The organism is Labrys sp. KB_33_2, from assembly GCF_052114505.1.
Taxonomy (GTDB): Bacteria; Pseudomonadota; Alphaproteobacteria; order Rhizobiales; family Labraceae; genus Labrys.
Window position 1 is genome coordinate 18,581 of record NZ_JBFREW010000005.1, and the last position, 24,984, is coordinate 43,564.

Annotated in this window: 21 protein-coding genes; 10 read left to right on the plus strand and 11 right to left on the minus strand. The window is 63.2% G+C overall.

Translation table 11 applies throughout. The annotated features are described in order from the left end of the window. Window positions 1-74 precede the first annotated feature (74 nt). Genes AB4037_RS10485 through AB4037_RS10495 form a run of 3 tightly spaced genes read left to right on the plus strand, consistent with a single transcriptional unit; the run spans window position 75 to window position 2,539 of the window. A complete protein-coding gene (locus AB4037_RS10485; RefSeq protein ID WP_441771480.1) occupies window positions 75-953 on the plus strand; it encodes a metal ABC transporter solute-binding protein, Zn/Mn family in 879 nt (292 codons plus the stop codon). Then, window positions 950-1,738 carry a metal ABC transporter ATP-binding protein gene (locus tag AB4037_RS10490; protein WP_441771481.1) on the plus strand — a complete coding sequence of 263 codons (789 nt, stop codon included), beginning with the start codon at window positions 950-952 and terminating at the stop codon, window positions 1,736-1,738. Before AB4037_RS10485 ends, AB4037_RS10490 begins: the two co-directional genes overlap by 4 nt. Window positions 1,739-1,747: 9 nt before the next feature. Further along, window positions 1,748-2,539 carry a metal ABC transporter permease gene (locus tag AB4037_RS10495; RefSeq protein WP_434959785.1) on the plus strand — a complete coding sequence of 264 codons (792 nt, stop codon included), beginning with the start codon at window positions 1,748-1,750 and terminating at the stop codon, window positions 2,537-2,539. 7 nt (window positions 2,540-2,546) lie between these two features. On the opposite strand, the gene AB4037_RS10500 is transcribed toward AB4037_RS10495, so the two are convergent. Then, window positions 2,547-3,953, minus strand: a complete 1,407-nt coding sequence (locus tag AB4037_RS10500; protein WP_441771482.1) for an aminotransferase-like domain-containing protein — start codon at window positions 3,951-3,953, stop codon at window positions 2,547-2,549. A 173-nt stretch (window positions 3,954-4,126) separates the two neighbouring features. Here AB4037_RS10500 and AB4037_RS10505 point away from each other — a divergent pair, with 173 nt between their 5' ends. Beyond that, window positions 4,127-4,987, plus strand: coding sequence for a DMT family transporter (locus tag AB4037_RS10505; protein WP_441771483.1), 861 nt, complete (start codon window positions 4,127-4,129; stop codon window positions 4,985-4,987). Window positions 4,988-5,212: 225 nt separating this feature from the next. Here the strand turns inward: AB4037_RS10505 and AB4037_RS10510 are convergent, their stop codons facing one another. Continuing rightward, window positions 5,213-6,838 (minus strand): serine hydrolase domain-containing protein, encoded by a 1,626-nt coding sequence (locus AB4037_RS10510; protein WP_441771484.1) that lies wholly within the window; start codon window positions 6,836-6,838, stop codon window positions 5,213-5,215. Between the two features lie 266 nt (window positions 6,839-7,104). Further along, window positions 7,105-7,965 (minus strand): alpha/beta fold hydrolase, encoded by an 861-nt coding sequence (locus tag AB4037_RS10515; protein WP_441771485.1) that lies wholly within the window; start codon window positions 7,963-7,965, stop codon window positions 7,105-7,107. A gap of 186 nt (window positions 7,966-8,151) precedes the next feature. On the opposite strand from AB4037_RS10515, the gene AB4037_RS10520 reads away from it, so the two are divergent. The 5 genes from AB4037_RS10520 to AB4037_RS10540 all read left to right on the plus strand — a co-directional run bounded on the left by AB4037_RS10520 (window position 8,152) and on the right by AB4037_RS10540 (window position 14,050). After that, complete coding sequence (locus tag AB4037_RS10520) at window positions 8,152-8,931, plus strand: class I SAM-dependent methyltransferase (RefSeq protein ID WP_441771486.1); 780 nt, start codon at window positions 8,152-8,154, stop codon at window positions 8,929-8,931. Between the two features lie 102 nt (window positions 8,932-9,033). Further along, window positions 9,034-10,320, plus strand: coding sequence for a chloride channel protein (locus AB4037_RS10525; RefSeq protein WP_441771487.1), 1,287 nt, complete (start codon window positions 9,034-9,036; stop codon window positions 10,318-10,320). Between the two features lie 129 nt (window positions 10,321-10,449). Beyond that, a complete protein-coding gene (sciP, locus tag AB4037_RS10530) occupies window positions 10,450-10,725 on the plus strand; it encodes a CtrA inhibitor SciP (protein ID WP_068297942.1) in 276 nt (91 codons plus the stop codon). Window positions 10,726-11,291: 566 nt separating this feature from the next. Then, window positions 11,292-12,815 (plus strand): gamma-glutamyltransferase family protein, encoded by a 1,524-nt coding sequence (locus tag AB4037_RS10535; RefSeq protein WP_441771488.1) that lies wholly within the window; start codon window positions 11,292-11,294, stop codon window positions 12,813-12,815. A 2-nt stretch (window positions 12,816-12,817) separates the two neighbouring features. Continuing rightward, complete coding sequence (locus AB4037_RS10540) at window positions 12,818-14,050, plus strand: amidohydrolase family protein (RefSeq protein WP_441771489.1); 1,233 nt, start codon at window positions 12,818-12,820, stop codon at window positions 14,048-14,050. Window positions 14,051-14,200: 150 nt separating this feature from the next. Here the strand turns inward: AB4037_RS10540 and AB4037_RS10545 are convergent, their stop codons facing one another. The 7 genes from AB4037_RS10545 to AB4037_RS10575 form a co-directional block, all read right to left on the minus strand. After that, window positions 14,201-15,847 carry an AMP-binding protein gene (locus AB4037_RS10545; protein WP_441771490.1) on the minus strand — a complete coding sequence of 549 codons (1,647 nt, stop codon included), beginning with the start codon at window positions 15,845-15,847 and terminating at the stop codon, window positions 14,201-14,203. Between the two features lie 134 nt (window positions 15,848-15,981). Beyond that, a complete protein-coding gene (locus AB4037_RS10550; protein ID WP_441771491.1) occupies window positions 15,982-17,718 on the minus strand; it encodes a tetratricopeptide repeat protein in 1,737 nt (578 codons plus the stop codon). Between the two features lie 191 nt (window positions 17,719-17,909). After that, complete coding sequence (locus AB4037_RS10555; RefSeq protein ID WP_441771492.1) at window positions 17,910-19,340, minus strand: gamma-aminobutyraldehyde dehydrogenase; 1,431 nt, start codon at window positions 19,338-19,340, stop codon at window positions 17,910-17,912. Window positions 19,341-19,479: 139 nt separating this feature from the next. Continuing rightward, entirely contained in the window at window positions 19,480-20,286 is an 807-nt protein-coding gene (locus AB4037_RS10560) for an ABC transporter permease (protein WP_434959797.1), read from the minus strand. 29 nt (window positions 20,287-20,315) lie between these two features. Then, the gene (locus AB4037_RS10565; protein WP_434959798.1) at window positions 20,316-21,260 is read right to left on the minus strand and encodes an ABC transporter permease; all 945 of its coding nucleotides are present in this window, start codon (window positions 21,258-21,260) and stop codon (window positions 20,316-20,318) included. Next, window positions 21,257-22,291, minus strand: a complete 1,035-nt coding sequence (locus AB4037_RS10570) for an ABC transporter ATP-binding protein (protein WP_441771493.1) — start codon at window positions 22,289-22,291, stop codon at window positions 21,257-21,259. Before AB4037_RS10570 ends, AB4037_RS10565 begins: the two co-directional genes overlap by 4 nt. A 347-nt stretch (window positions 22,292-22,638) precedes the next feature. Further along, entirely contained in the window at window positions 22,639-23,811 is a 1,173-nt protein-coding gene (locus AB4037_RS10575; protein ID WP_434959800.1) for an ABC transporter substrate-binding protein, read from the minus strand. Here AB4037_RS10575 and AB4037_RS10580 point away from each other — a divergent pair. Continuing rightward, window positions 23,810-24,004, plus strand: a complete 195-nt coding sequence (locus tag AB4037_RS10580; RefSeq protein ID WP_441771494.1) for a hypothetical protein — start codon at window positions 23,810-23,812, stop codon at window positions 24,002-24,004. The genes AB4037_RS10575 and AB4037_RS10580 overlap by 2 nt on opposite strands. 66 nt (window positions 24,005-24,070) lie before the next feature. Here AB4037_RS10580 and AB4037_RS10585 read toward each other — a convergent pair whose 3' ends face one another. Then, complete coding sequence (locus tag AB4037_RS10585; protein ID WP_434959801.1) at window positions 24,071-24,979, minus strand: LysR substrate-binding domain-containing protein; 909 nt, start codon at window positions 24,977-24,979, stop codon at window positions 24,071-24,073. Window positions 24,980-24,984 lie beyond the last annotated feature (5 nt).

Here is a 24,984-nt window from a genome sequence, read left to right on the forward strand (position 1 = left end):
TGAACTGTTATATTATAACATTTCACGACCAGGACGGACGGACAGTCCGCCTCTTTGCCCCTACGGAGATCACGATGCGTTCGATGATGTTTGCCGCCGTCCTGCTGGCTGCAGCAGCGATCATGCCCCACCCGGCCGCAGCCGCCGAGAAGATCAAGGTCGTCGCTGCGGAGAATTTTTACGGCGACCTCGCCAGCCAGATCGGGGGCGACCATATCGAGATCACCTCCATTCTTTCCAATCCCGAGGACGACCCGCATCTGTTCGAATCGAGTCCTTCCACCGCACGCGCCCTCTCGACCGCTGCGATCGTCGTCTATAATGGCGCCGACTACGATCCGTGGATGGACAAGCTGCTTTCCGCCTCTGCCAAACCTGATCGCAAGGCGATCGTCGCCGCAGAGCTGACCGGGCATAAGGCAGGTGATAATCCCCATCTCTGGTACGACCTGAAGACGTTCCCTGCCGTGGCCACGGCACTCGCGGCCGAGCTCGAAAAGCGCGACGCCACCCATGCCGCCGACTACAAGGCCAATCTCGCCAAGTTCGAAGCCTCCTTCTCCGAGTTGACGAAACAGGTCGATGCGATCAAGACCAAGTATAAGGACACGCAAGTGACCGCCACCGAGCCGGTTTTCGGCTATATGGCGGATGCCCTTGGCCTCAAGATGCTCAACCAGGATTTCCAGACCGCGATCATGAATGACAGCGAGCCGAGCCCCAGCCAGGTCGCCGCCTTCGAGAACAGTCTCAAGGATGGTTCGGCCAAGATCCTGTTCTATAACAATCAGGTCACCGACGAGACCACGAAGCGGCTCCTGCAGATCGCCCGGGATCACAAGGTTGCGGTGGTCGGCGTCACCGAAACCATGCCGGCAGGAACGGCGATCCAGGCCTGGTTCGACGGACAGCTCGGCCAGGTGGATCTGGCCCTTTCCGGTTTGACGCAGTGAGTGCTGTCGGATTCGAAAAAGTCAGCCTGACCCTCGGGAGGCGCCGGATCCTGTCCAGCGTCTCCTTTTCCATTGCCGAAGGCCGGTTCGTCGGCCTGCTCGGTCCCAATGGCGCCGGCAAGACCACGCTGATGCGCGCCGTGCTCGGCCTGGTCAGCCCGCAGGCCGGACGGATCAGTGTGCTCGGCGAAGCACCGCGGCGCGGCAATCCCAAAATCGGCTATATGCCGCAGATGCGCCGCAGCGCAGCCCAGCTCGGCCTTAGCGGCTACGAACTCGTGCTCGGCGCCATCGAAGGCACCCGTTGGGGGTGGCCGTTTGCCTCCGCGGCCGACAAGGAAGCGGCCTGGGCCGCAATCGAGCGTGTCGGCGCCGCCGATCTCGCCCGCCGGCCGATCTCCCAGCTTTCCGGCGGCGAGCGCCAGCGCCTGCTGATCGCCCAGGCCCTGATCGGCGAGCCCAGGCTCCTGCTGATGGACGAGCCGCTGGCCAGCCTCGACCCCGCCCACCAGCGCGGCATCGTCGAACTGATCAAGGAGGTCGCTTCAGAGCGCGGCATCGCGGTGCTGTTCTGCGCCCATGAGATCAACCCGCTGCTCAACGCCGTCGACCAGGTGCTCTATCTGGGCCATGGCCGCGCCGCGATCGGCACCGTCGACGAGGTCGTCAACCGCCATGTCCTGTCCGATCTCTACCGTACCCCCATCCATGTCGCCCGCGTGAATGGCCGCATCTTCGTGATGGCCGAGGAAGGCGAGCTGGAAAGCCATGTGCATGATGAGTGAAGCCCGGTAATGTTCGAGTATGAGTTCATGCGCAACGCCTTCATGGCCTGCACGATCGTAGGGATCGTCGCCGGGGCCGTGGGCTATTTCCTGGTGCTGCGCGGCGAAACCTTCGCCGGCCATGCCCTGGCGCATGTCGGCTTTCCCGGTGCCACCGGGGCGGCTCTGATCGGCCTGTCGCCCTTTGTGGGCTTCACCGTCTTTACCGTTCTGGCGGGCATCGGCATCGGCCTTCTGGGCGAGCGCGCCCATCGCGACGTCGCCATCGGCATCGTGCTAACCCTCTCGCTCGGCATCGGCCTGCTCTTCTTGTATTTCTACAAGGCCTATGCTGGCGCCGTGACCAATCTCCTTTTCGGCAATGTGCTTGGGGTCAGCCTGGGCACGGTCTGGGTGCTGGCCGGGCTCGGCCTCGCCTGCCTGATCGGCCTTGCCGTCATCGGACGGCCCCTCCTGTTCGCCAGCCTGCAGCCCGAGCTCGCCGAGGCAAAGGGCGTATCGACCGCGCGCATCTCGGCGCTATTCATGGTGATCGTCGCCCTGGCCACGGCAGAAGCGATGCAGATCGTCGGCGTTCTCCTGGTCTTTGCGTTGATGGTCGCTCCTGCCGCTGCCGCCATGCAGATCAGCAACCGTGTCCATCAGGGGTTGATCATCTCGATCGCTCTGGCGGTCGCCATCGCCTGGATGGGCCTGATCCTGGCCTTCTATACCGATTGGCCCACCAGCTTCTGGATCACGGCATTGGGGGCGCTCGCCTATCTTGCCGCTGGGCTGCTGACCCGCAAGCGCTGGCGCTGACCAGACGTCATCGTCCCCCGGAGGGTATCGCTGCCTTCTCCATGACGTCGGCGAGGACCTCGAAAATACGCTTGTCGGCCGATTGCGCCACGTTGAAGCGCATGAAGCTGGTAGCGTTGTGCGAGACGCTGAAGACGTTGCCTGGCGCCATCACCACGTCCCGTTCCAGGGCCTTGCGGGCGATCATCGCCGAATCCAGGCCCTCGGGCAGTTCGGCCCACAGGAACATGCCGGCCTGTGGCTCGAGCCACAGGCGCAGGCCGCAGGCCTGCAGCCTTTCCGCGGTCACGGCCATCGCCTTGGCGAGGCGCGGTCGCAGCCCTTCGAGATGGCGACGATAACTGCCATCGGTGAGCAGGCGCAGCGTGGTCTGGGCCGCGACATCGCTGCAGCCGATACCGGTGGCAAGCGCCAGATCCGTCAGCCCTTCGATCCAATCGGCACGTGCCACGATATAACCGCAGCGCAAGGCGGCCGTCAGCGTCTTGGAAAAGCTGCCGAGATGAATCACCCGCTCGAAACCATCGAGCGCCGCCAGCCCCGGCGAAGGCCGGGCTTCGAAATCGGCGAAGATATTGTCCTCGACCAGAATGAAATCGTGCTGCTCGGCCAGTTTCAGCAGGCGATGCGCCGTACCCACGCTCACCGTTGCGCCGGTGGGATTATGCAGCACCGCATTGGTCAGATAGAGCTTTGGGCGATGCTCGGCGCACAGGCTGGCGAAGCGCTCGAGGTCCGGCCCCTGGCGCGTATAGGGCACGCCGATGATGCGCGCCCGCTGAGCCTGGAGCAGGGACTGGAAGTTGAAATAGCAGGGATCGTCGACCAGTACGGCATCGCCCGGCTCGATCAGGAAACGGCAGACGAGATCGATGGCGCGGGACCCTGAATCGGTCAAGAGGATCGCAGCAGGTTCCACTTCCAAGCCCCGCTCCGTGAAGCGGCGGGCCAGATGCTCGCGTAGCGGCCATAGGCCCTGGGGCACGCTATAGGTCGAGATATTGGCGGTCTCGTCGCGTGCCACCGCGCGAAGCCCGCGTCGGACCATATCCTCGGGCAACCAGGAATCGGGCAACCAGCCGCAGCCGGGATGCAGCGCGCTTATCTGCTGGGTCAGGGACTGACGGTAGATCCAAAGGGGATCGATGGCGCGATCGAGGCTCGGCCCGCTCTCCGCCAGGGCGAAGGGACGAATACGGCCTGCCGCAAAGAATCCCGAGCCGGGCCGCGCTTCAACGGCGCCTTGCGCCACAAGCCGGTCATAGGCCTCGACGACGGTCGATTTCGACACGCTCTGCCGTTCGGCCAGCCGACGGATGGACGGCAGGCGCGCGCCGGGCGCCGTGGCAATCAGACGGCGGATCTCCGCCATCGTCGCATCGATCAGGGTTGAACCGCCGACTTGGTTCAGCATCCGTACCCCTCCATGACCCAGTACAGTTTAGATCAATTGTACTGGCCCGTCCCTGTCTTCGCCAGCCCCTTTCTGAGACAAGAAGCAGGACACTCGAGGACTTCCTCCCGAAGGAGGCAATCGACCCAGGGCCGTTCGCCGGCAGAACGAACAAAATACGGAAAGATGCGGAAATGGACGACAAGTCGGCAGGCTGGCTCAACGGGTTCCTGGGCGTGGCGATCTTTTCGGGATCGCTGCCAGCGACACGCATCGCGGTGCACGATCTCACCCCCCTCTTCCTGACCACCGCCCGTGCCGCCATCGCCGGCCTGCTCGGCATCGTCCTGCTGCTCGTCCTCAGGCAGAAATGGCCACGCACTTCACAGATCGGCTCGTTGAGCCTGGTCTCCATAGGTTGCGTGGTCGGCTTTCCCCTGCTGACGGCACTTGCCCTGCAGAGCATCACTTCCTCGCGTGCCACCGTCTTCATCGGGTTGCTGCCGCTTGCGACCGCCGTCTTCGGCGTATTGCGCGGGGGCGAGCGCCCTCGGCTCGGCTTCTGGCTCTTCTCGATTGCCGGTGCCGCCATGGTTGCGGCCTACGCCCTCAGTCAAAGCACGGCCGGCAATGCGCTCGGCGATGGCTTGATGGTGGCCTCCGTCCTGGTCTGCGGCCTCGGCTATGCCGAAGGCGCCCGGCTGTCGCGCGATCTCGGCGGCTGGCAGGTGATTTCCTATGCTCTCGTCCTGTCCCTGCCGGTGATGTTGCCGCTCGCCCTGTGGTGGCAACCAGCCGATCCCAGGACCATCGGCTGGCCGGCGCTTTCGGCTCTCGTCTATGTCTCGCTGTTCTCGATGCTGATCGGCTTCGTGTTCTGGTATCGCGGCCTCGCCCAGGGGGGCATCGCCGCCGTCGGCCAGTTGCAGCTGCTGCAGCCCTTCATGTCGCTGGCCCTGGCCGCGTTGCTGTTGCACGAGCAGGTCGGGCTGGCGGTGTGGGCCGTCGCAGGAGGCGTGGTGGTCTGCGTCGCCGGCGCCAAGCGCTATGCCTGATCTGACCCTGACGCCAACGCCCGCCTCCATGCGTGACGTCGATCCAGAAGAATCCCGCCGCTTCCCCTGCGGCGGAGCGCCCCCGGGAAGCGTGATTTCCGGAACTAGGCCCGCTCTTTCAAGCGGGCTTTTTTTGCCCTCATCGACAAGAGCGTGAGGCACGTGCTGCAACGACCAGTCTCCACGGCAGCGGAGAGCAATACGGCACGGCCATGAATAGCCGGTCTATCGGCTCAAGGTTCCCAGGCCGTCGGCGTTCAAATAGTCGACCGTCATCACCTTCGGATTGGCCTCCTGCCCCGAGAATTTGACGGAAGACAAGGAGCCTTCCGGGGCGTTCTCGCCGCCAGGGCTCATCGCAAACATGTCTCCGTCCCAATGGCGGAGCGGGAATCTCATCAGGCGCGGCCCGAGCACCAACACCAGATGATCGCCCTCCACCTCGACCGCGGCGGCTTCGAGATATAAATTGGTGTATTGGCCGGCATAGTTCGCGAGATTTCGTGCGGGCTTGGGACGCGCCGGCGGCGCGGCACCCGCAAGATCCCCGATCGGTTTGAAGAAGCCCATCATGCGCTGATGCGCAAGGCCATACCAGTCCCGCGTTTCCTCGCCATATTGCACGATGTCCATGAAGCGCGCCGCAATGGCCTCGGCGGCGCCGACCGGTGCACCATTGGTCAGGACCACGATGCCCACATCGGCCGAGGGCAGAATCTGGAAGGTGGTGCCCGCCCCCAGGAGGAAGGCGCCCGAATGGCTCATGGAGGTTCGGCCGTTGGCATTGACGTTCACGTTGAAGCCGTAGCCGTAGAAGCCGGTGCGTGCGTCGAGCGCATCGCCACGCCCATTCACCGCCTGGGGCGTGAGTGCTGGCAGGATGGCCTCGGGGGTCATCAGCGTTTCGCCGCCGTGCTTGCCGCCGGCAAGCAGCAATTGCAACCACTTTGCCAGTTCCGTGACATTGGAGGAAACCCCGCCCGCCGGGGCCTGCTCGTCGGGATTGCGGTCATAAAGGGGCTTGAACTCGCCGCCCACGAAAGCATGCAGGACGGCGCGGTTCGGCTGCGCCAGGAAGGCCTTATGGAGGTAGCTGCTCGACCGCATGCCCAGGGGCTGGAAGAGCAGGCGATCGGCCAGGACTTCCCAACGCTCGCCCATGGCGGCGGCAACCGCTTCGGCCCCGATCGTCGTGCCGAAATTGGCGTAGTGATAGGAGGTTCGGAAGGCATCGAGCGGCATCAGCCTGAGCCGAGGGATGATGTCCCGGCGTTCGAAGCCGAGATCCTCCAGATCATCCCCGGCCGCTTCCGGCAGGCCCGAGCGATGGGCGAAGAAATCCCCGATGGTGACCTGGTTCGAGACATAGTCGTTCCCCAGCCTGAAATCGGGCAGATAGGCGCGGACGCGATCGTCCCAGTTGATGGGCTTGCCAGCTTGCGTGCTCTTGGTCATCGCGATCGCGGCCACGGTGGCGGAAATGGATTTGGAAACCGAGGCGACCTGGAACACCGTAAATTCATCGACCGGCCGGGTGGCATCGCCCTTGACACGTTCGCCATACCCTCTTGCGAACACCGTCTTCCCGCCATGCACGACGGCCACGGCAATGCCGGGGACATGCGATTTTGCCCTGATATCGCGAACGATGTCCGGCAGCCGGCCAACCGCCTTGTCGATGCCGCTCTTGTAGAGCGGCATGGCATCCTGCGGCGGCGAAGGGCCGAGATCGGGCTTGAGCGATTGCGCGACCGCCATAGCCGACAGCGTCATCGAGCTGGCGACGATGGTTGCCGCCAGCGAGCGCCGAAATCGAGAGGCCGCTTTACTACCCTGGTGACACATCAGCATAGCCGAATTCTTTCGATTGCCTTGGAAAGACTCCGACTACCCTGCCCCTTCCAGTTTATTTTTGCCAGCGCGAAATAGCCTGCCAGCCTGTATTCAATCAGCATCGCGCGCTGTACGAAAAATACTACGAATTCAGCATGAAAGATGCGCCTGATTGCCGGCACGACGACTTTCAAAAACCATGAGGCTGCTGCCTCAATCAGAGCCTTGTACGGAGCCGGTCAAACGATGGCCGGGATCCGCATGCCTAGCTTTCCGGGCATGCATTACACCGCATGATGGGCGATGGCCTGGACCATCTCGTCAATGTCATGATCGTGGATTTCATGCCCTCCCCCTTCAATCCGGTGCAATCGCGCATGTGGCACGACCTTTGTGAAGGCCTCCCCGTGCGCGATGGGAAACAGCGGATCGGCCGTGCCGTGGATCGCAAGAACCGGCATATCGAGATCGGAAGCCTGCAGCCCTGCAGGCCCCTCTTCACGCACCAGCGCGAAATGGTTGGTGGCGCTGGCAAAGGACGGCGCCCGGGCCATGTCGCGGGCGATCAGCGCGCTTGCGGCCCCGGCATCATGCGGATGCCGGGTGCCAGCAAGCATGGCCGCATCGCGGCTCAAGAAATCGGCGATGGCCTCGAGGTCGGACCAGTCAACCCCCTCGGCTGCTGCGGAATGCTCCTGATAGGCTGTGGTCGAGGACGGCAATCCCTCGACCGCGAACGGCGATGTGCTGATCAGGGTGAGCGTCCGCACACGCCGGCGATGGCGCAATGCGGCCTCCTGCGCGACGAAGCCGCCCATCGACATGCCGACCAGATGCGCCGTTTCCAAGCCGTAACTGTCGAAAATGGCTATCGTATCGTCTGCCAGATCGCTGGGCGAGTAGCCGGGCTCGCCCTGTGGATAGTGAGTGGAAAGCCCGGTGTCACGCTGGTCGTAGCGGATCACATAGCGCTCACGACCCGCAAGTTCTTCACACAACCGGTCTGGCCACCACAGCATCGAAGACATCATCCCCATGATCAGCACGATGGGTGGGCTGGAGGCGACACCGAAAGCCTGGGTCTGGAGATCAGCCCCTTTGACTTCGACGACCTTCTCGGTAACCAGGCATGTGGCCCGTTCCATGAACGCGATCCTTCTGATTGCAAATTGCAACTGGATTTCAGATTGCACATCTGATCCTATTGTGCAATCAGTTTGTAACGGAGGCTTTGGGTACGCGCCCAGGCATGGGGTGCTGCCCCCGCCAGCGACCGAGGAACTCAGCAGAGAGACGAACTTTCGTAGCCAAGACAAAAGCGGGTGGGTCTGATGGCGTTGCAATGTGCTGATTTTTATGACGCGGAATTATCGCGGCACAACCGGCACTTGCGGGCTGCCGCCAGGGTCGGCAAACGCGACCGAGTGCTCGATATCGGTTGTGGTGCAGGCCAGACCACGCGCGAGGCCGCCAGCATCGCGGTGGAGGCGAACGTGGTCGGCGTCGATACGTCTGCCGAGATGCTGGAAATCGCGCGGCGGCGTTGCCTGGAAGCTGGGCTGGGAAACGTCGTGTTTGAACGGGGCGACGCGCAGCACCACGCCTTCCCGGCCTCCGGCTTCGATTTGTGCATCAGCCGATTCGGCGTGATGTTCTTTGCCGATCCAGCGGTGGCCTTTGCCAATATTGCCCGCGCGCTACGTCCGGGCGCGCGCCTTGTGTGGATGGTGTGGCAGAGCCAGGAGGCCAACAGATGGTCTGGTGCCATCAGGCAGGCACTGGCCCCGGGAGGCGTGCTGTCCATCGACGCCGGCAAGCCGTTTTCGCTCGGGGATCCCGCCGTGGCGACAGCGCTTCTGAGCACTGCGGGCTTCATCTCGATCGACTTTACCGAGGTGAACGAGCCGGTCTTCTACGGGCCGAATGTCGACGCCGCGTTCGATGCCCTCACCGGCCTCTATCTGGTGAAGGACACGCTTGCGCGCACGGATGAAACACCGGATCAGCCGCTGCAGCGGCTGCGTGACTTGCTGGACGCCCATATGACGACCGACGGTGTGCTTTTCGATTCGCGTGCATGGATCATCAGCGCCGAGCGGGCGAGTGATTAGGCGGGGCTGACTGGGTGCTCGCAGATCGCGATCAGGCATTCCTCCTTGCCGTCGCAAGGCTTTGGCGGTTTAGAAGGGGAAGCAAAGGACTTTATCCCCCCGATGACCCCTCGCGAATTGCCGATATTACTGCGCCGCCGCACCGCAACGACCATCGGTGCCGTCATTCTCGGCCTAGTCGCCCTCGCCTTCACTTGGACGGCGGACCAGGCCGCGAAACTATTCGAATTGATGGTGGACAAGGCCCCATACGCACCGCTGCTGGTGACGCCCTTGGGGCTCGCTCTCCTGGCCTGGCTTACACGGCGTTTTGCGCCCGCGGCCCGCGGCTCCGGCATCCCCCAGGTGAGCGCCGGCGCCCGCGATCCCCAGCATGCCGTCGTGGCGGGCCTGATTTCCATGAAGGTCGCCGCCTTCAAATTCGTGGCGACGATCGGCGCCATCCTGGTCGGCGCCTCGGTCGGCCGCGAGGGACCGACGGTGCAGATCAGTGCCGCCCTCATGGCTTTCATGCATCGCCTCCTGAAGATCGATCTTTCGCCCGCCGTGATCATCGCCGGTGGGGCGGCGGGGGTCTCAGCCGCCTTCAACACGCCGCTCGCCGGTATCGCCTTCGCCATCGAGGAACTCGCCGCTTCCTATCACCAGCGCCTCGCCTTGCTGGCCATGGCGGCCGTGATGATCTCGGGCCTCGTCAGTCTCGGCATCGCCGGTGACTACATCTATTTCGGCTCCGTGCACGAGGCGCTGCCGCTCGGCGCCGCCCTGCTCATCGCGCCGCTGGCCGGCGTGATCGGCGGTATCACCGGTGGCCTGTTCTCGCGGCTGATTCTGGCCTTCGGCGCCACCGCCCTCTCCCCCATTGCGGCCCTGCGCCGCCGGCCCATCTGGCTTGCCCTGATTTGTGGCCTCCTTGTCGCGATCCTTGGTGTTCTCAGCCAGGGCGCAACCTGGGGCACCGGCTATGAGGTCGCCCGCCGCTTGGTGGAATCCCATGCCGAACCCTTGTGGTTCGGACCGGCCAAATTCTTCTCGAGCCTGATCACCGTGCTGTCGGGCGTGCCGGGCGGCATTTTCGCGCCCTCGCTCGCCACCGGTGCCGGCGTCGGCAATCTGATCGCCCTTGCCTTTCCCGGCCAGCCGCTCGGTGCCATCGTGCTGCTCGGCATGATCGGCTATTTCGTCGGCGTGGTGCGGGCACCGCTCACAGCCGTCATCATCATTTCGGAAATGTCGGACAGCCGCGCCATGGTACTACCGCTGCTGGCCACCGCCATCATCGCCGACGGCATCTCGGCTCTCATCTGCCGGGAAAAGCTCTACCACGCTCTGGCCAAACCCTTTCTGCCGCCAGGCAAACGAATAGATGGCGACGAAGTTAAGGCCTGATTCAGCTTGTTGCCGAATTGTAATGATCGAAGCGAGATCAATGGCTTTTCTCAATTTCCTTCAACAATTTTTAAGCGAGCCCCCCTAGCCTGCAGCTTACATGGTCATTCGAATTGTGTGAGCGTACCCATGACCGAAACTCTTCGCCCTCGGGTGAAATATGTCATTGGCCCCGACGGCAGCCCCCTGACCGTCGCGGACCTGCCGCCGCCTGGTACCCAGCGATGGGTGATCCGGCGCAAGGCAGAAGTGGTTGCCGCCGTACGTGGCGGACTTCTCAGCCTCGAGGAGGCCTGCAACCGCTATGTGCTGACTACCGAGGAATTCCTGTCCTGGCAGGCCTCGATCGACCGCCATGGCCTGGCGGGCCTGCGCACCACGCGCATTCAGCATTACCGGCAATAGATCTGGGATCAGGCCGTCCGGCCTGCTCTTTCCGCTTGCAGCGGATACGACAGTCCAAGAGCAGATTGCGATGACCAAAAGTCGCAACCTGCTCTTTTTTTATCGGACGGCGAGCCACGCATCCACCGCCTATAATAGCCAGTTGGTCTGCGAGATCGGGTTCATGCACCCCGCACAAGGGGTCTTGGCGTCATACCACGTCTCGAAGATGCTGACCGGTCGAAGCATGACCTTCCTGGAAACGCAGGCGTCCTCGCCCGCTCTTTAAAGCGCTCCGACTGGCGAATCGGAGGAGCAGACGAGGACGCCAGCGACGCCACGAATAGACAACGTCCGGACGCCTTGGGGTTGGCCTGTCCAGCACTGTGAACGCTTCGCTGTCGTCTGCCCATCGCAGGGATTTCCGCTGGGTGCACCGACGTCGGGACCCGGAAGAATTCGAACGCGCTTACGCCGGAAATGGCCCGGAACTTGCTTGACTGGGGGCCTGTTCACCCAATCGCAGCGATTGCATGAAGACCGTCCCACGGCAAAGGCCCAGCGAGAACGCGACGTCGTGCGGAGGCATGGTCGTCGCGCCGCACTGGCTCGCCACAGAGGCCGGAGCAAAGGTCCTCAAGCGGGGGGGCAATGCCATCGAGGCGCTGGTTGCCGCAAGCGCGTCACTCTCGGTCCTCTATCCACATTTTTGTGGTCTCGGCGGAGACGCGGTTTGGCTGGTTGCCGATCGCACGGGCACTGCCACCGTCTTCCTGGGCATTGGCCAGGCGGCGAGGTTCATCCCCGATCTGTCTGTCATCCCGCTTCGCGGGCCGCTTTCGGCCATAACGACGGCATGCCTGGTCGACAGTTGGGGACAAGTCCTCGATTACTCCCACAGCCACTGGCAGGGCCGATTGTGCATCGCCAGCCTGCTCGACGACGCCGTCGCGCTGGCACAAAACGGCTTCGACGTCAGTCCTTCTCAAGAATTCTGGCATCGTTTCCGCGGAAGCGAGGTCACGCAATGGCATGGCTTCCAAGGGGTCTTCTTCCGGAACGGCATACAGCGCCAGCCGACTTTGGCGAGTTCGCTGCGCGCCATAGCCGATCACGGCGTGCGCGAGTTCTACGAAGGCGAGCTCGGTGCGCGCATCGCGTCGGGCCTCCGAACCGCCGGTTCACCCCTGACTGCTGCGGATCTCGCCAGCACCCGCACACTCCGTGAGCAGCCACTGGCGCAAAGCTATCGCGACGTGACCCTTCTTGCGCCGCCGCCGCCGACGCAAGGCGCGACGACGCTCGCCATCATGGCTGTCTTGTCTTCCTTCGATTTGGGCCGGCTCGACCCTGCCTCGGCCGAATTCTACCACCTCCTCGTGGAAGCCGTGAAACAGGCCTTCCTCGATCGCCCGTCGATCGTCGACCCCGCCTTCACAGACGTGAATGTCGCGCAGTTGCTCGATGGGCGCCGACTGGCTGCGAAGGCACGCTCTATCGATCTGGACAGGGCGTTGCCTTGGCCGCACCCCTTCCAGACCGCCGACACGGCCTTCCTGGCGGCGACGGACAGCGCGGGCAGGAGCGTTGCCATGCTGCAGAGCCTCTATTTCGACTGGGGCAGCGGCGTCGTCGCCGGCGACACGGGCATCCTATGGCAGAACCGCGGCGCGGCCTTCAGCCTCGATCCAGCGAGCCCGAACTGCATCAGGGCCGGCAAGCGTCCCTTCTACACGTTGAACCCCGGCATCGGCTTGAAGGACGGGCGCCCCTGCCTGCTTTACGGCACTCAAGGCGCCGACGGACAGCCGCAGACCCTCGCTCTGCTGCTGTCGCTGCTGATCGACCACGGGCTCGATCCGCTTGCGGCCCTATCCCGGCCGCGTTTCCTTCTGGGGCGCACCTTCTCGGACAGTCGCGACAGCCTGAAGATAGAGGCCCATGCCGGAGGTTCGCTCATTGCCGAGCTTGCAGACAAGGGACATCAGGTGGGCCGGATCGAACCCTTCAGCCAACTCGGCGGACATGCCGGCATCATTCGCCTGCGACCTGACGGGACGATCATAGCCGCGCATGATCCGCGCAGCGATGGCGGGGCGATTGGTCTTTGACGATGGACATTCCCCCAGCTGACCTGTTTATCCGCAATGCCCGCCTGCCGACCAGTGAGGAGCCGGTAGACTTGGCGATACGCGACAAGTCGATCGCCGCGATCGGTCGAGAGCTTCGTTGTGAAGCGATTGAAATCGTAGACGCCGAAGGTGCGCTGGCTTGCAGCGGCTTCGTCGACAGCCACATCCATCTGGACAAAGCTTGTATCCTCGATCGCTGCCGCATCTGCGAGGGTACCTTGGCGGAGGCGGTGCGCGAGACGGCAAGAGCCAAGGCGTCCTTCACCGAGGCGGATGTCTATGCACGGGCCGCTCGCGTCGTCGAGCAGGCCATCATACAAGGCACCATGGCGATGCGCAGCTTCGTCGAAGTCGATCCGCGGGCCGGGTTGCGCTCCTTTGAAGCCGTCAAACGCGTTCGCCGGGATTACGCGTTCGCCATCGATATCGAGATCTGCGCTTTCGTGCAGGAAGGGCTCACCAACGAGCCGGAAACGCTAGGTTTGTTGAATGAGGCCCTGGCGGACGGAGCGGATCTGGTGGGTGGTGCTCCCTACACCGATCCCGATCCGGCTGGACAAATCAGCTTGATCTTCGACCTCGCGCAAGCGCACGGCGTCGCTGTCGACTTCCATCTCGATTTCGATCTCGCACCCGAAAAGAGCAATCTGCCCGTCGTCCTGAAGGAAACGATACGACGCGGTTGGCAGGGGCGCGTCTCGCTCGGACACATGACGAGCCTTTCGGCGCGGCCGTCGCATGAAGTTGAAGCGATCGCGACAGGGCTCCGGGAGGCCGGTATTGCAGTGGTGGCCCTGCCAGCCACCGACTTGTTCCTAAATGGCCGCGAGTATGAGCGACTGGTGCCGCGTGGGGTCGCTCCGACCCATATTCTGGCTTTGAGGGGTGTGAATGCCTCGATCGCCACCAACAATATTCTCAACCCCTTCACGCCATTTGGTGATGCCTCACTCCTTCGCATGGCGAACCTCTATGCCAATGTCGTTCAACTTTCGCGCACCGAGCATCTACGGCTCATCTTCGACATGATCGGTCCCCTTGCAGCGCGCGGAATGCGGCGCGCATCCGGCCTATCGGTCGGAGCGGCAGCCGACATCGTACTGATCGACTGCGTGACGCCCGAACAGGCGATACGCGAGAACAGCCGCGTGATACGTGGCTGGAAGCGCGGTCGCCCGACATTCCGTACGACGAAGCCGGAGATCATTCGTTGAGGATAATGATGTCGCCGGGCTGCTAAGCAGGAAGCAGTCGAGTTTCCCCAGCTAGAGCAAAGCGCGTTTGGACGGAAACGATTGTTTGCTCTAACTCTCTGGTTCGACACGTCTTTGCGATTCCTGGCGATTCCGCCAAATCGCAACGCTCTAGCTCCGCAGATCCTTGCGCAAGATCTTGCCGACATTGGACTTCGGCAAATCATCCCTGAATTCCACGAATTTCGGCACCTTGTAGCCGGTGAGATGCTGCTTGGCATAAGCACGTACGGCCTCGACCGTCAAAGTGGGGTCGCTCCTGACCACGAAGGCCTTGGGCGCCTCGCCGGCCGCGCCATCGGGGACACCGATCACCGCCGCTTCCTTGATTCCCGGCATCTTGGCCAGCACGTCCTCGACCTCGTTGGGGAAGACGTTAAAGCCCGAAACCAGGATCATGTCCTTGCGCCGGTCGACGATACGGAAATAGCCGGAAGCATCCATCACGGCGATGTCGCCGGTGAGGATCCACTCACCGCGCATCACCTTGGCCGTCTCGTCCGGCCGGCGCCAATAGCCGGCCATCACCTGCGGCCCGCGCACGGCCAGTTCGCCTGGCATGCCCAGCGCCACCTCGTTGAAATCATCGTCGACGCATTTGACATCGGTGTCCGGCAAGGGAACGCCGACCGCGCCGTTGTGCCCCGAGCCGAAAGGGTTGAAGCAGACGACCGGTGACGTCTCGGTCAGGCCGTAGCCCTCCCCTACCGGCACGCCGACGCTCTTGTGCCAGCGCTCGGCCACCGCAGCCTGCAGCGCCGTGCCGCCGGCAATGCAGACCCTGAGATGGGGCTTGGGCATGGACGTGAACCAGGCCTCGTTGAGCAGGCCGTTATAGAGTGTGTTGACGCCGGTGATGTAGCTGACCGGATAGTTTTCGAAAGCCTTGCGCAGATTGCTCAGGGGACGCGGATTGGGCACCAGCAGCACATGAGCGCCCCGCGCCGTGAAGGTGAGGAAATTCACCGTGAAGGCGAAGATGTGATAGAGCGGCAGCGCCGTCATGATCACGTCGTCCCGCGTGAAGGCACCGCCCCCGAAGGCCAGCACCTGCATGACGTTCATGACCAGGTTGCGATGGGTGAGCATGGCGCCCTTGCTCACGCCGGTGGTGCCGCCCGTATATTGCAGGCAGGCAGTCGCCGAAGAGTCCATGCCGGCGGTGATGTCGGCAACCTTCAGGCCGCGTGCGAGCTTGGCCTGGCCAAGCGCCAGGGCCTGCTTGAGGAGGACATGCGGGAAGGTCGCGGCCGGGATCTCCTTGCGCACGTGTTTTTGCACCAGGCCGATCACGGTGCGCGGCAAGACCGGGAAAAATTCGGCTGCGCTGATCATGACCACATGCGGCACCTTCACCGTCGCGAGGGTCTTGGCCGTGCGGTCGGCGAACATGTCGATCACCACCAGCACGGAAATGCCACCATCGGCGAAGACCGCACCGGCCTCCTCGGCCAGGTAGAGCGGGTTTACATTGACCAGCACGCAGCCTGCCTTGAACACGCCGAAAGCGACCACAGGATAGGCGAGCCCGTTGGGGGCCTGGATGGCCACGCGCGAGCCGGGCGGCAGTTTCAGCTCGCCATGCAGATAGGCGGCGAACTGATCCGACAATCGATCGGCCTCGCTATAGCTGAGCGAACCGTGCATACCGTTGGGCATGACGCAGGTGTAGGCCGTCTTGCGCGGGGTCTCGCGTGCGCTCTGGACGATCATGTCCCCCAGCAATCTGTAGGGCACTTCCCCGACATGCGGTTTCATGTCTCCGTCATAAGCTGCCAACCATGGCCTTTGCGCAGACGAAACCGCCGTCATGATTCCTCCCAACCCGTTTATGGTTGGCGATATCATGACGGAATTGTCGCGGTGGGCAAGTTGTACGACGGCAACGCACATTAATTTGGCGGGACGAAGTAGAATTCCGTTGTCAGGCCCGACAGACGTTCGGGACGCTGCTTGTCTCCCGTCGCTGCCTTCACATCGGCCGTCACTCTTTTCATCAGCGTCTCGACCTCGACGCCCGGCGCACCGACATTGGCAAGGAAGGCCTGCGTAAAGGGACTGTTTCGCCCAGTGCCGTCGGCGGCCACGTCATTGGGCTGGGTGGCGAACACCACGAGCGTATCGGGCGAATCGACGGTGAGGCGGGCCAGGCCGCGCGTCTCGGCATAGGCACGATTCTGCGCCTTTAGCTGGGCCTTGAGTGCGTCGGCGAACGGATTGTTGCGGCAGCCATCCAGGAAGACCAGCGTGGTCTTCGCCTGCGAATCCACGGTGTGCAGCAGACGCTGCAACGACACGTTGAACTGCTGGACGTCGAACAGGCTGCGCACCCTGGTATCGACGGGCAGCAGCCAATTCTCGCCATCCACCTGCATGGCATGGCCAGAATAATAGAAGACGGCGACATCGGCGCCCTGCGCCTTGGCGACGAACCGGTTCACCGTGTCGGAAAAGCCCGACAGAGTGAGATCATAGCCCGTCACCACGTCGAAGCCGAGCTGCTGCAAGCGGGCACCGACATCGGCGGCATCATTGTGGGGATTGGCAAGAGCCGCCTGCGGATAGGCGCCGTTGCCGATCACCAAAGCGACGCGGCGCTGTGCCTTGATGGCGGCGAGCGCGCCGGCCGCAGGTGCCGCATTGGTGCCCGGTGAGGGAACGGACGCCGCAGCACCGGCCTTTTCGACGTCGGCCAACAGGTCGCGCGTATTCAGGAAATCAGATTTCTGGGCAAGAATGTTGCGGAAATCCGCCGCGGCCAGATCGAGCTTGCCCAACTCCTTATAGGCCTGCCCCCTGCCATAGCGCGCGTTCAGATAGGACGGATCGAGCTCCAGCGCCTTGGTGAAATCGGCGACCGAGCGCTCATAATCCTTCTTCAAGCCATAGGCGCCGGCCCGCCCGCTCAAGGCAAGGATGGTCTCCGGCTTGAGGGCCAGGGCCCTGTCGTAGTCGGCAATCGCTTCGTCGAAACGCTTGCCGATCATATAGTTGTTGCCGCGATTGACGAGCGCATTGACATAGCTCGGATTGAGCTTGAGCGCCTGGGAGAGATCCGAGATCGCCCTATCGGTCTGCTTGAGTTCGGCATAGACGTTCGCGCGGCCGCTATAGGCGTTGAAGAATTTCGGATTGATGCGGATCGCCTCGCTGTAGCTCTTGATCGCCTCCTCGTAGCGGCCCTGGTTGAAATAGACATTGCCGCGGCCGTGTTGGGGATTGGCATCGCGCGGATCGAGCTTGATGGCCAGCGCGAAATCCTTGAGGGCGAGATCGTTTTCGCCGCGCCAGAAATGGACGTTGCCGCGACCGACATAGGCGGTCTCGTTCCCGGCATCGAGGCGCAGCGCCTCGTTCAGATCGGCCAGCGCCTCATCATAACGCTGCAGGCTGACATAGGCGTTGCCACGATTGGAAAAGGCATAGGTGCGAAACTGCTTGAGCTTTCCCTCGGGCAAATCGAGGAATTGGGTGCAGGCCTTGACGCTAGCGGCTGGATCCTTCCCGATAGCCCGGCAGACCTGCCAGATCGGCTCGACAGCGGCCGCGTTGGCCTTGGTCATTGCCGGCGCCGCCAGCAGAGCGCAGACCAACAGCGCGGCCGAGGCAAGCTTCTTCGCAAGCTTCATGGCAATCACCTCGTTCATGAAATGACATGATGAAATCAATGGCTTGTGCGGGCTGTTCCACGCACAACACCAGACCATGCCCGAACTCGGCATTGCTGTCCAAAACGAAAGGATGGGCCTTGGCGGAATGCAAGACCCATCCTTGCTTTGCTTGCGAAACGGTCTCGCGCCCGACGGTCTCGCGTCCGGAATCAGCCCATCTTGACCATGACGTGGCGTGCCACAGTGTAGTCCTCCAGGGCATACATCGACAGGTCCTTGCCATAGCCGGAGGACTTGACGCCGCCATGCGGCATCTCGCTCACCAGCATGAAGTGGCAGTTCACCCAGGTGCAGCCATATTGCAGGCGCGAGGCCATCTGCATGCCCCTGGAAAGGTCGCGCGTCCAGACCGAAGACGCCAGGCCGTAGTCGGAATCATTGGCCCAGCCCAGGGCTTCCTCGACATCGTCGAAGCGTGTCACCGAGACCACCGGCCCGAACACCTCGCGACGCACGATCTCGTCGCTCTGCAGGGCCCCGGCGACCACGGTGGGTTCGTAGAAGAAGCCCTTGCCGGCCGCTTGATGGCCGCCGGTGGCGATCTCGATATGCTTGTGCTCGGTAGCCCGCTCGACGAAGGAGGCGACGCGCGAACGCTGGCGCGCGGAAATCAGCGGGCCGATGTCGTTCTCATCGTCATTGGCCTGGTTGTATTTGAGGCTCTTCACCGCGCCGGCAAGATCAGCGACCAGATTGTCGTAGATCTTGCTGCCGGCATAGATGCGGCAGGCGGCGGTGCAGTCCTGGCCGGCGTTGTAGTAGCCGAACAGCTTGACGCCCTCGACCACGGCCTCGAGATCGGCATCGTCGAACACGATCACCGGCGCCTTGCCGCCGAGTTCGAGATGGGTACGCTTGACCGTCTTGGCGGCGGCCTGCAGCACCTTCTTGCCTGTGGCGATGTCGCCGGTCAGCGAAACCATCGAGACCTTGGGATGATGGATCAGGGTATTGCCGACACTCTCGCCGCGTCCCACCACCACATTCACCACGCCTTCCGGGAAGATCTCGGCAATGCTGGCCGCGAGCTTGAGCAGCGTCAACGGCGTCTGCTCGGAGGGCTTGATCACGATGGTATTACCGCCCGCCAGCGCCGGCGCCAGCTTCCAGGCCGCCATCATCAGGGGATAGTTCCAGGGCGCGATCGAGCCGACCACGCCGACGGCATCGCGCCGGATCATCGAGGTGTGTCCAGCCAGATATTCGCCGGCCACCAGCCCATGCATGTTGCGCACGGCGCCGGCGAAGAAGCGGAAGCAATCGACGACGCCGGGTATCTCGTCCTGCAGCACGCGGATGCGCGGCTTGCCGCAATTGAGCGCCTCGAGCGTGGCATAGGCCTCCGCATCCTTCTCGATCGCATCGGCAAGCTTGAGCAGGAGAGCCGACCGCTCGGCCGGCGTGGTGCGCGACCAGCCGGCGAAAGCCGTGGCCGCCGCCTCCACCGCCTCGTCGACCTGCTCGACGGAGGCCTCGGGAAGATCGATCAGCGTCTCCTCCGTCTTGGGATTGAGTACTTTCTCCGGTGCCTCGGTGCCGGGCACGAATTTCGACCCGATCAGCATTTTGGTGTCGAGCATGGCAATCTCCTTGGGTCAGGGCGGATGTGAAGGCAGGGCTGAGGGCGGCATGCACCATGCCTCGCCCTCCTACGGGAAGTGATCCTGATGGGGCGCATGGCTGCCGCGGCGCCCCATCGCTTGCAATCGGGGCCTGTACCTATTTCCCCGAACCGGCGACGTTCTCGCCCTCGCGGGTCAGGTAATAGGCCGCGAGAATGGGTATGGCGGTGACCAGGATGACGATGACGGCGACGACATTGGTGACCGGTCGCTGGCGCGGCCGGATCAATTGCTCGAACATCCAGATCGGCAGGGTCTGCTGCTGGCCGGAGGTGAAGGTGGTGACGATCACTTCGTCAAAGGACAGAGCGAAGGCAAGCATGCCGCCCGCCAGCAAGGCGGTGCCGATCGAGGGCAGCACCACATGGCGGAAGGTCTGGAAACCGTCGGCTCCCAGATCCATGGACGCCTCCATCAGCGAGGGCGACAGCCGGCGGAAACGGGCGACCGCATTGTTGTAGACAACCACGATACAGAAGGTGGCGTGGCCGAGCACGATGGTCCAATAGGAAAAAGGAATGCCACCTTCGTGAAAGGCCGTGCGCAGGGCCATGCCGGTGATGATGCCCGGCAAGGCGATCGGCAGGATCAGCAGCAAGGAGATCGACTCCCGGCCGAAGAAGCGGGTGCGCGAGAGCGCCGCCGCCGCCAGCGTGCCGAGAATGATCGCCAGCAGGGTGGAAAGCAGCCCCACCCGGACGGAGAGCGATAGCGCCGCCCAGACATCCGGGCGCTCCCAGGCCACACCGAACCATTTCAGCGTCAGACCCGGCGGGGGAAACTGATAGCTGTTTTCTTCCGTGGTGAAGGCATAAAGGATGATGAAGACCAGCGGGACGATGAGGAAGGCGAGCGAAGCGCCGGCGGCAACGCGCAGGCCGAAGGAAGCACGATTCTCAGTCATGGCAGCCTGCCTCGCGGACTTGTCGGAGATCACAGCGCATCGAAGGCTCCCAATCGCTTGGCGACGGTCAGGAACACCGCCATGATCACCACCGGGACTACGGAAAAAGCTGCGGCGAGCGGAATGTTGCCGGCCGTGCCCTGCTGGACATAGACGACCTGCCCAAGGATGAGCGATGAGGGCCCGACGATCTGCGGCACGATGTAATCGCCCAGCGTCAGGGAGAAGGTGAAGATCGCGCCCGCCACCAAGCCCGGAAAGGCCAGCGGCCAGATCACCTTGCGGAATGTCTGCCCCGGGCTGGCACCGAGATCACCGGAGGCCTCGATCAGCGTGGCTGGCACCCGCTCCAGCGCCGCCTGCAGCGGCAGGATCATGAAAGGCGTCCACAGATAGAGGAACACCAGGATCATGCCTGTATAGCTTACCGACAGGGAGGGGCCGCCGACCACGGGCAGTGCCAGCCAGGCTTCGAGCAAACGGCCGAGGCCGATCCCGTTCATGGCCCAGCCGACGATGCCTTCCTTGGCGAGCAGCAATTTCCAGGCATAGACCTTGACGAGATAGCTCGACCACAGCGGCATCATCACCGCCAGATAGAAGGCGGCCTTCATCCGCCCCCTGGCGTAGCGGGCAGCATAATAGGCGATCGGAAAGGCAATTATCGCCGACAGCACCGTCACCACCGCCGAGACGGAAAGCGTGCGCATGATGATGCTGAAATTGGCTGGCGAGAACAGCTGGCCATAGGTGCTCAGGGTCGGCTCGCGCACCACCACGCCGGAGAAATCGTCGATCGAATAGAAGCTCTCCATCAAGAGCATGAAGAGCGAGCCGAGATAGACGACGCCGAGCCACAGCAGGGGTGGCACCAGCAACAGCATGAGATAGAGCCCGCGCCGCCTGACCAGCAGGTCGGAAAAACGTCGCAACAGTCCGTCGGCAGGGGCCGCGATGGTGACTGGCGTACTCATGCGCCCTCCATCACATGCAGGGCTTGAGCGGAGAAATTCAGCCGCACGGTCGCTCCTTGGGCCGGCATCCCGGCCGTCGCTGAAGCCGGAATGGCTGCGATCAGCCGGCCACCGGTCTCGGCCGCCAGTTCCACGCGGTTGACGGCACCATGATAGAGGATCTGGGTGATCGTGCCGGTGATGGTGACGGTGTCGGCCGCTGGACTTGTCCCGTCAACAAGCAGACCGATCTTCTCCGGCCTCAGGCTGGAGGGCTTGTCGATACCGAGCCAGGCCTTGGTTTGCGCCGGTTCGATCACATTGGAGCTGCCGACGAAATCGGCGACGAAGCGGTTGCTCGGCCGCTCATAGATTTCCTGCGGGCTGCCGACCTGGACGATACGGCCATCGTTGAAGACGGCAACCCGGTCGGCCATGGACAGCGCCTCGCTTTGGTCATGGGTGACGAACACGAAGCTGAGGCCGAGCGAACGCTGCAGCGATTTGAGCTCGCTTTGCATCTCCTCGCGCAGCTTGAGGTCGAGCGCACCGAGCGGCTCGTCGAGCAACAGCACCTTCGGACGAACCACCAGCGCGCGAGCCAGCGCGACGCGCTGACGCTGGCCGCCCGATAGCTGTCCGGGCTTGCGATCCTCCTTGCCGGCGAGCTTGACCATGGCGAGGGCCTCGCGCCCCTGTCGATAGCGCTCCTGCCTGCCGATGCCGCGGATCATCAGGCCGTAACAGACATTGTCGAGAATGTTGAGATGAGGAAACAGGGCATAGTCCTGGAAGACGGTGTTCACCGGCCGGCGATAGGCCGGCATGCCTTCAACATGCTCGCCGAAGATCTCGATATGGCCAGCCGTGGGCTGTTCGAAACCGGCGATCAGTCTCAGACACGTCGTCTTGCCGGACCCCGAAGGGCCGAGCATGGCGAAGAACTCACCCGGCGCAATGTCGAGATTGACACCGTCGACGGCCTTGACGGCGCCGAAATGACGCTCGACGCCTCGGAAGGATACGGCGGGTATGGTGCTTGGCTCAGCCATGGGGCGTCCCGATGCTTGCAAAGTGGGTTCTTGCAAAGTGGATCCTGGATGCGTCGCAGAATGTGACGAGCACCCCAGCCGTACCGAAAAGGGCACGACTATCCTTCCCCGGTTTCGGGGAAGATGGCGCCGCGCAGCGGCGGCGGAAGGGGTAGGGTAGGGTAGAGTCGCGTCGGACGGACGACAGAGCGGCGAAGTCGCGCCACCCGCCTCCATCCGGCCCGGCCCCAGCGTACACAAGTTGTGCGTGCGACTTCCCCGAAACCGGGGAAGGATTTCCGCGCCCTGTCTTGAAAGCGCCGGACGCGCGCGCCCTAGCCGATGGAGCGGATAAAACCCGCCACCCCTTATTGTCCACCAATGATAGCGATGTAGTCGCTGGCCCAGCGATGATAAGGCACGCAGGTCCCCTGACTTTCGCATTTGGAGACTGGCGTCTTCCAGAAGCTGATCTTTTCGAAATTCTCGAAGCCATTGGCCTTGCAGCCATTCTCACCAAGCAGCGTGCTGGCCTTGCAACCCGCGGGCACCGCCGGAAGCGAACCGAACCAGGCGGCGACGTCACCCTGCACCTTGGGCTCGAGCGAATGCTCCAGCCACATATAGGCGCAGTTGGGGTGGGCGGCGTTGGCCGCCAGCATGGTGGTATCGGCCCAGCCCGTCGCTCCTTCCTCGGGGAAAACGGAGGCGATCGGCTTCTTGTCCGCCTGCAGCAGGTTGACCATGAAGGGCCAGGACGAGGAGGCGACCACGCCTTCGTTCTTGAAGTCGTCGGACTGCACATTGGCATCGTGCCAGTAGCGCTGCACCAGGGGGTGCTGCTGGCGCAGCAAATCGAGGACCGCCTTGTATTGCTCCTCGTTCAGCTCATAGGGATCCTTGATGCCGAGTTCGGGCTTCTTGGCCTTGAGATAGAGCGCGGCATCGGCGATGTAGATCGGCCCGTCATAAGCCTGGATACGGCCCTTGTTGGGCTTGCCGTCCGGGAAATTCTGCGGCTCGAACACCACGCTCCAGCTCTTGGGCGCTTCCTTGAACACCTCGGTGTTGTACATCAGCACATTGGGGCCCCACTGATAGGGAACGCCATAATGCTGGCCCTCGACGGTGAACCAGGGCGCATTCTGAAGGCGTTCGTCGACCGTCTTCCAGCTGGGAACGAGTGAGGTGTCGACGGGCTGTACCTTCTTGCCGGCAACCAGGCGCAGAGAAGCATCACCGGAGGCCGTGACGAGGTCGTAGCCGCCCTGGTTCATCAGCGTGACCATCTCGTCCGAGGTGCCGGCAACCTTCACCTTGACCTTGCAGCTGGTCTTCTTTTCGAACTCGGTGACCCAGTCATAACTCTTGTCGGTTTCGCCGCGCTCGATATAGCCGGCCCAGGCGACGATATTGACCTCGCCCTCCCCCTTGCCGACTTCGGCAGCGAAGGCTGGCAGCGCCAGAGCCGCCACGCCAGCCAGCGCCAGAAACGATCGAGACTTGAGCCATCGAGACTTTTTCACGCCAGATTTGGACATGCTGATCGTTCCTCCGGTTGCCGTTTGGATGCAGGACGCGTTGTTGATTGCGGCGAGCATGCCTTGGAAAAGCCACACACGCCACACCATTCGGGAGATCGGTGATATCGGAAAAATCGATACCAGCACCAAGGGATCGTTTCGCTATATCCCATGGAGGTCGGACGCTTTGCGTCGCTGTGGAGGCGGCTGAAATTCACGCGTGGGTGATGGCGGACCATTGCTTTAAGCCATTGCTGCCGCGTCTTTTTCTAAGAAATCAGCGCCCGCGTCCGGCCCGATAGGTACGCGCCACGGCGACGAATTGCGTGGCGATGGCATCCAGCGGCGAACCGCGCCGCCAGCCGATCACCACTTCTACCGGCAAAAGCGCCTCGGCGAGGTCGCGCGCCTCGATCTTGTCGCCTTCGAGCGACCAGGGCCGATAGGTAAGATCGGGCAGGATGGCGACCCCCGCCCCCGTCGCCACCAGGCTGCGGGCGGCCTCCACCGAACGGGTGCGGATCGCCACCGGCGGCCGCACGCCGGCCCGCCGCCAGGCATATTCGGCCGCCTCCGCGATCTCGTCCAACATCAGCAGCACGAAGGGCTCCTCGGCGAGATCGGCGATGCCGATGCTCTCGGCCTCGGCCAGGCGATGGCCGATCGGCAGCCAGAGGCGATAGGGCGAAGCCTCCATCGTCTCGACATGCAGAGCCGCCGAACTGCGTTCGGTGCCCGCTACCATCACCGCGACGTCGAGTTCCCCACCGACCAGCAGATGATCGAGATAATCACGCCCATCCTCGATGATCTCGACGGCGACATGCGGGAATGCCCGGCGGAAACGGGCGAGCAGGTCAGGCAGCACATAAGCGGCGACCAGAGGCGTCACCCCGACGGCGAGGCGCCCCTCGATCGGCGCCGTGTCCGAGCGCAGGGCGCGGCGAGCATCGGCGATCTCGGAGAGGATCTTGCGGGCATGGCGCAGGAACTGGTGCCCCTTCAGCGTGAGCTCGACGCCATGGGCACGCCTGTCGAACAGGGAAAAGCCGAGATCGCCCTCCAGTTCGCGGATGGCCTCCGTCACCGTCGATTGCGAAATGGAGAGCTCATGCGAGGCGCGGGACACCGCCCCGTTCTCGGCCACCGCCACGAAATATTGGATTTGCCGGAAGGAGAATGCCATGAGGG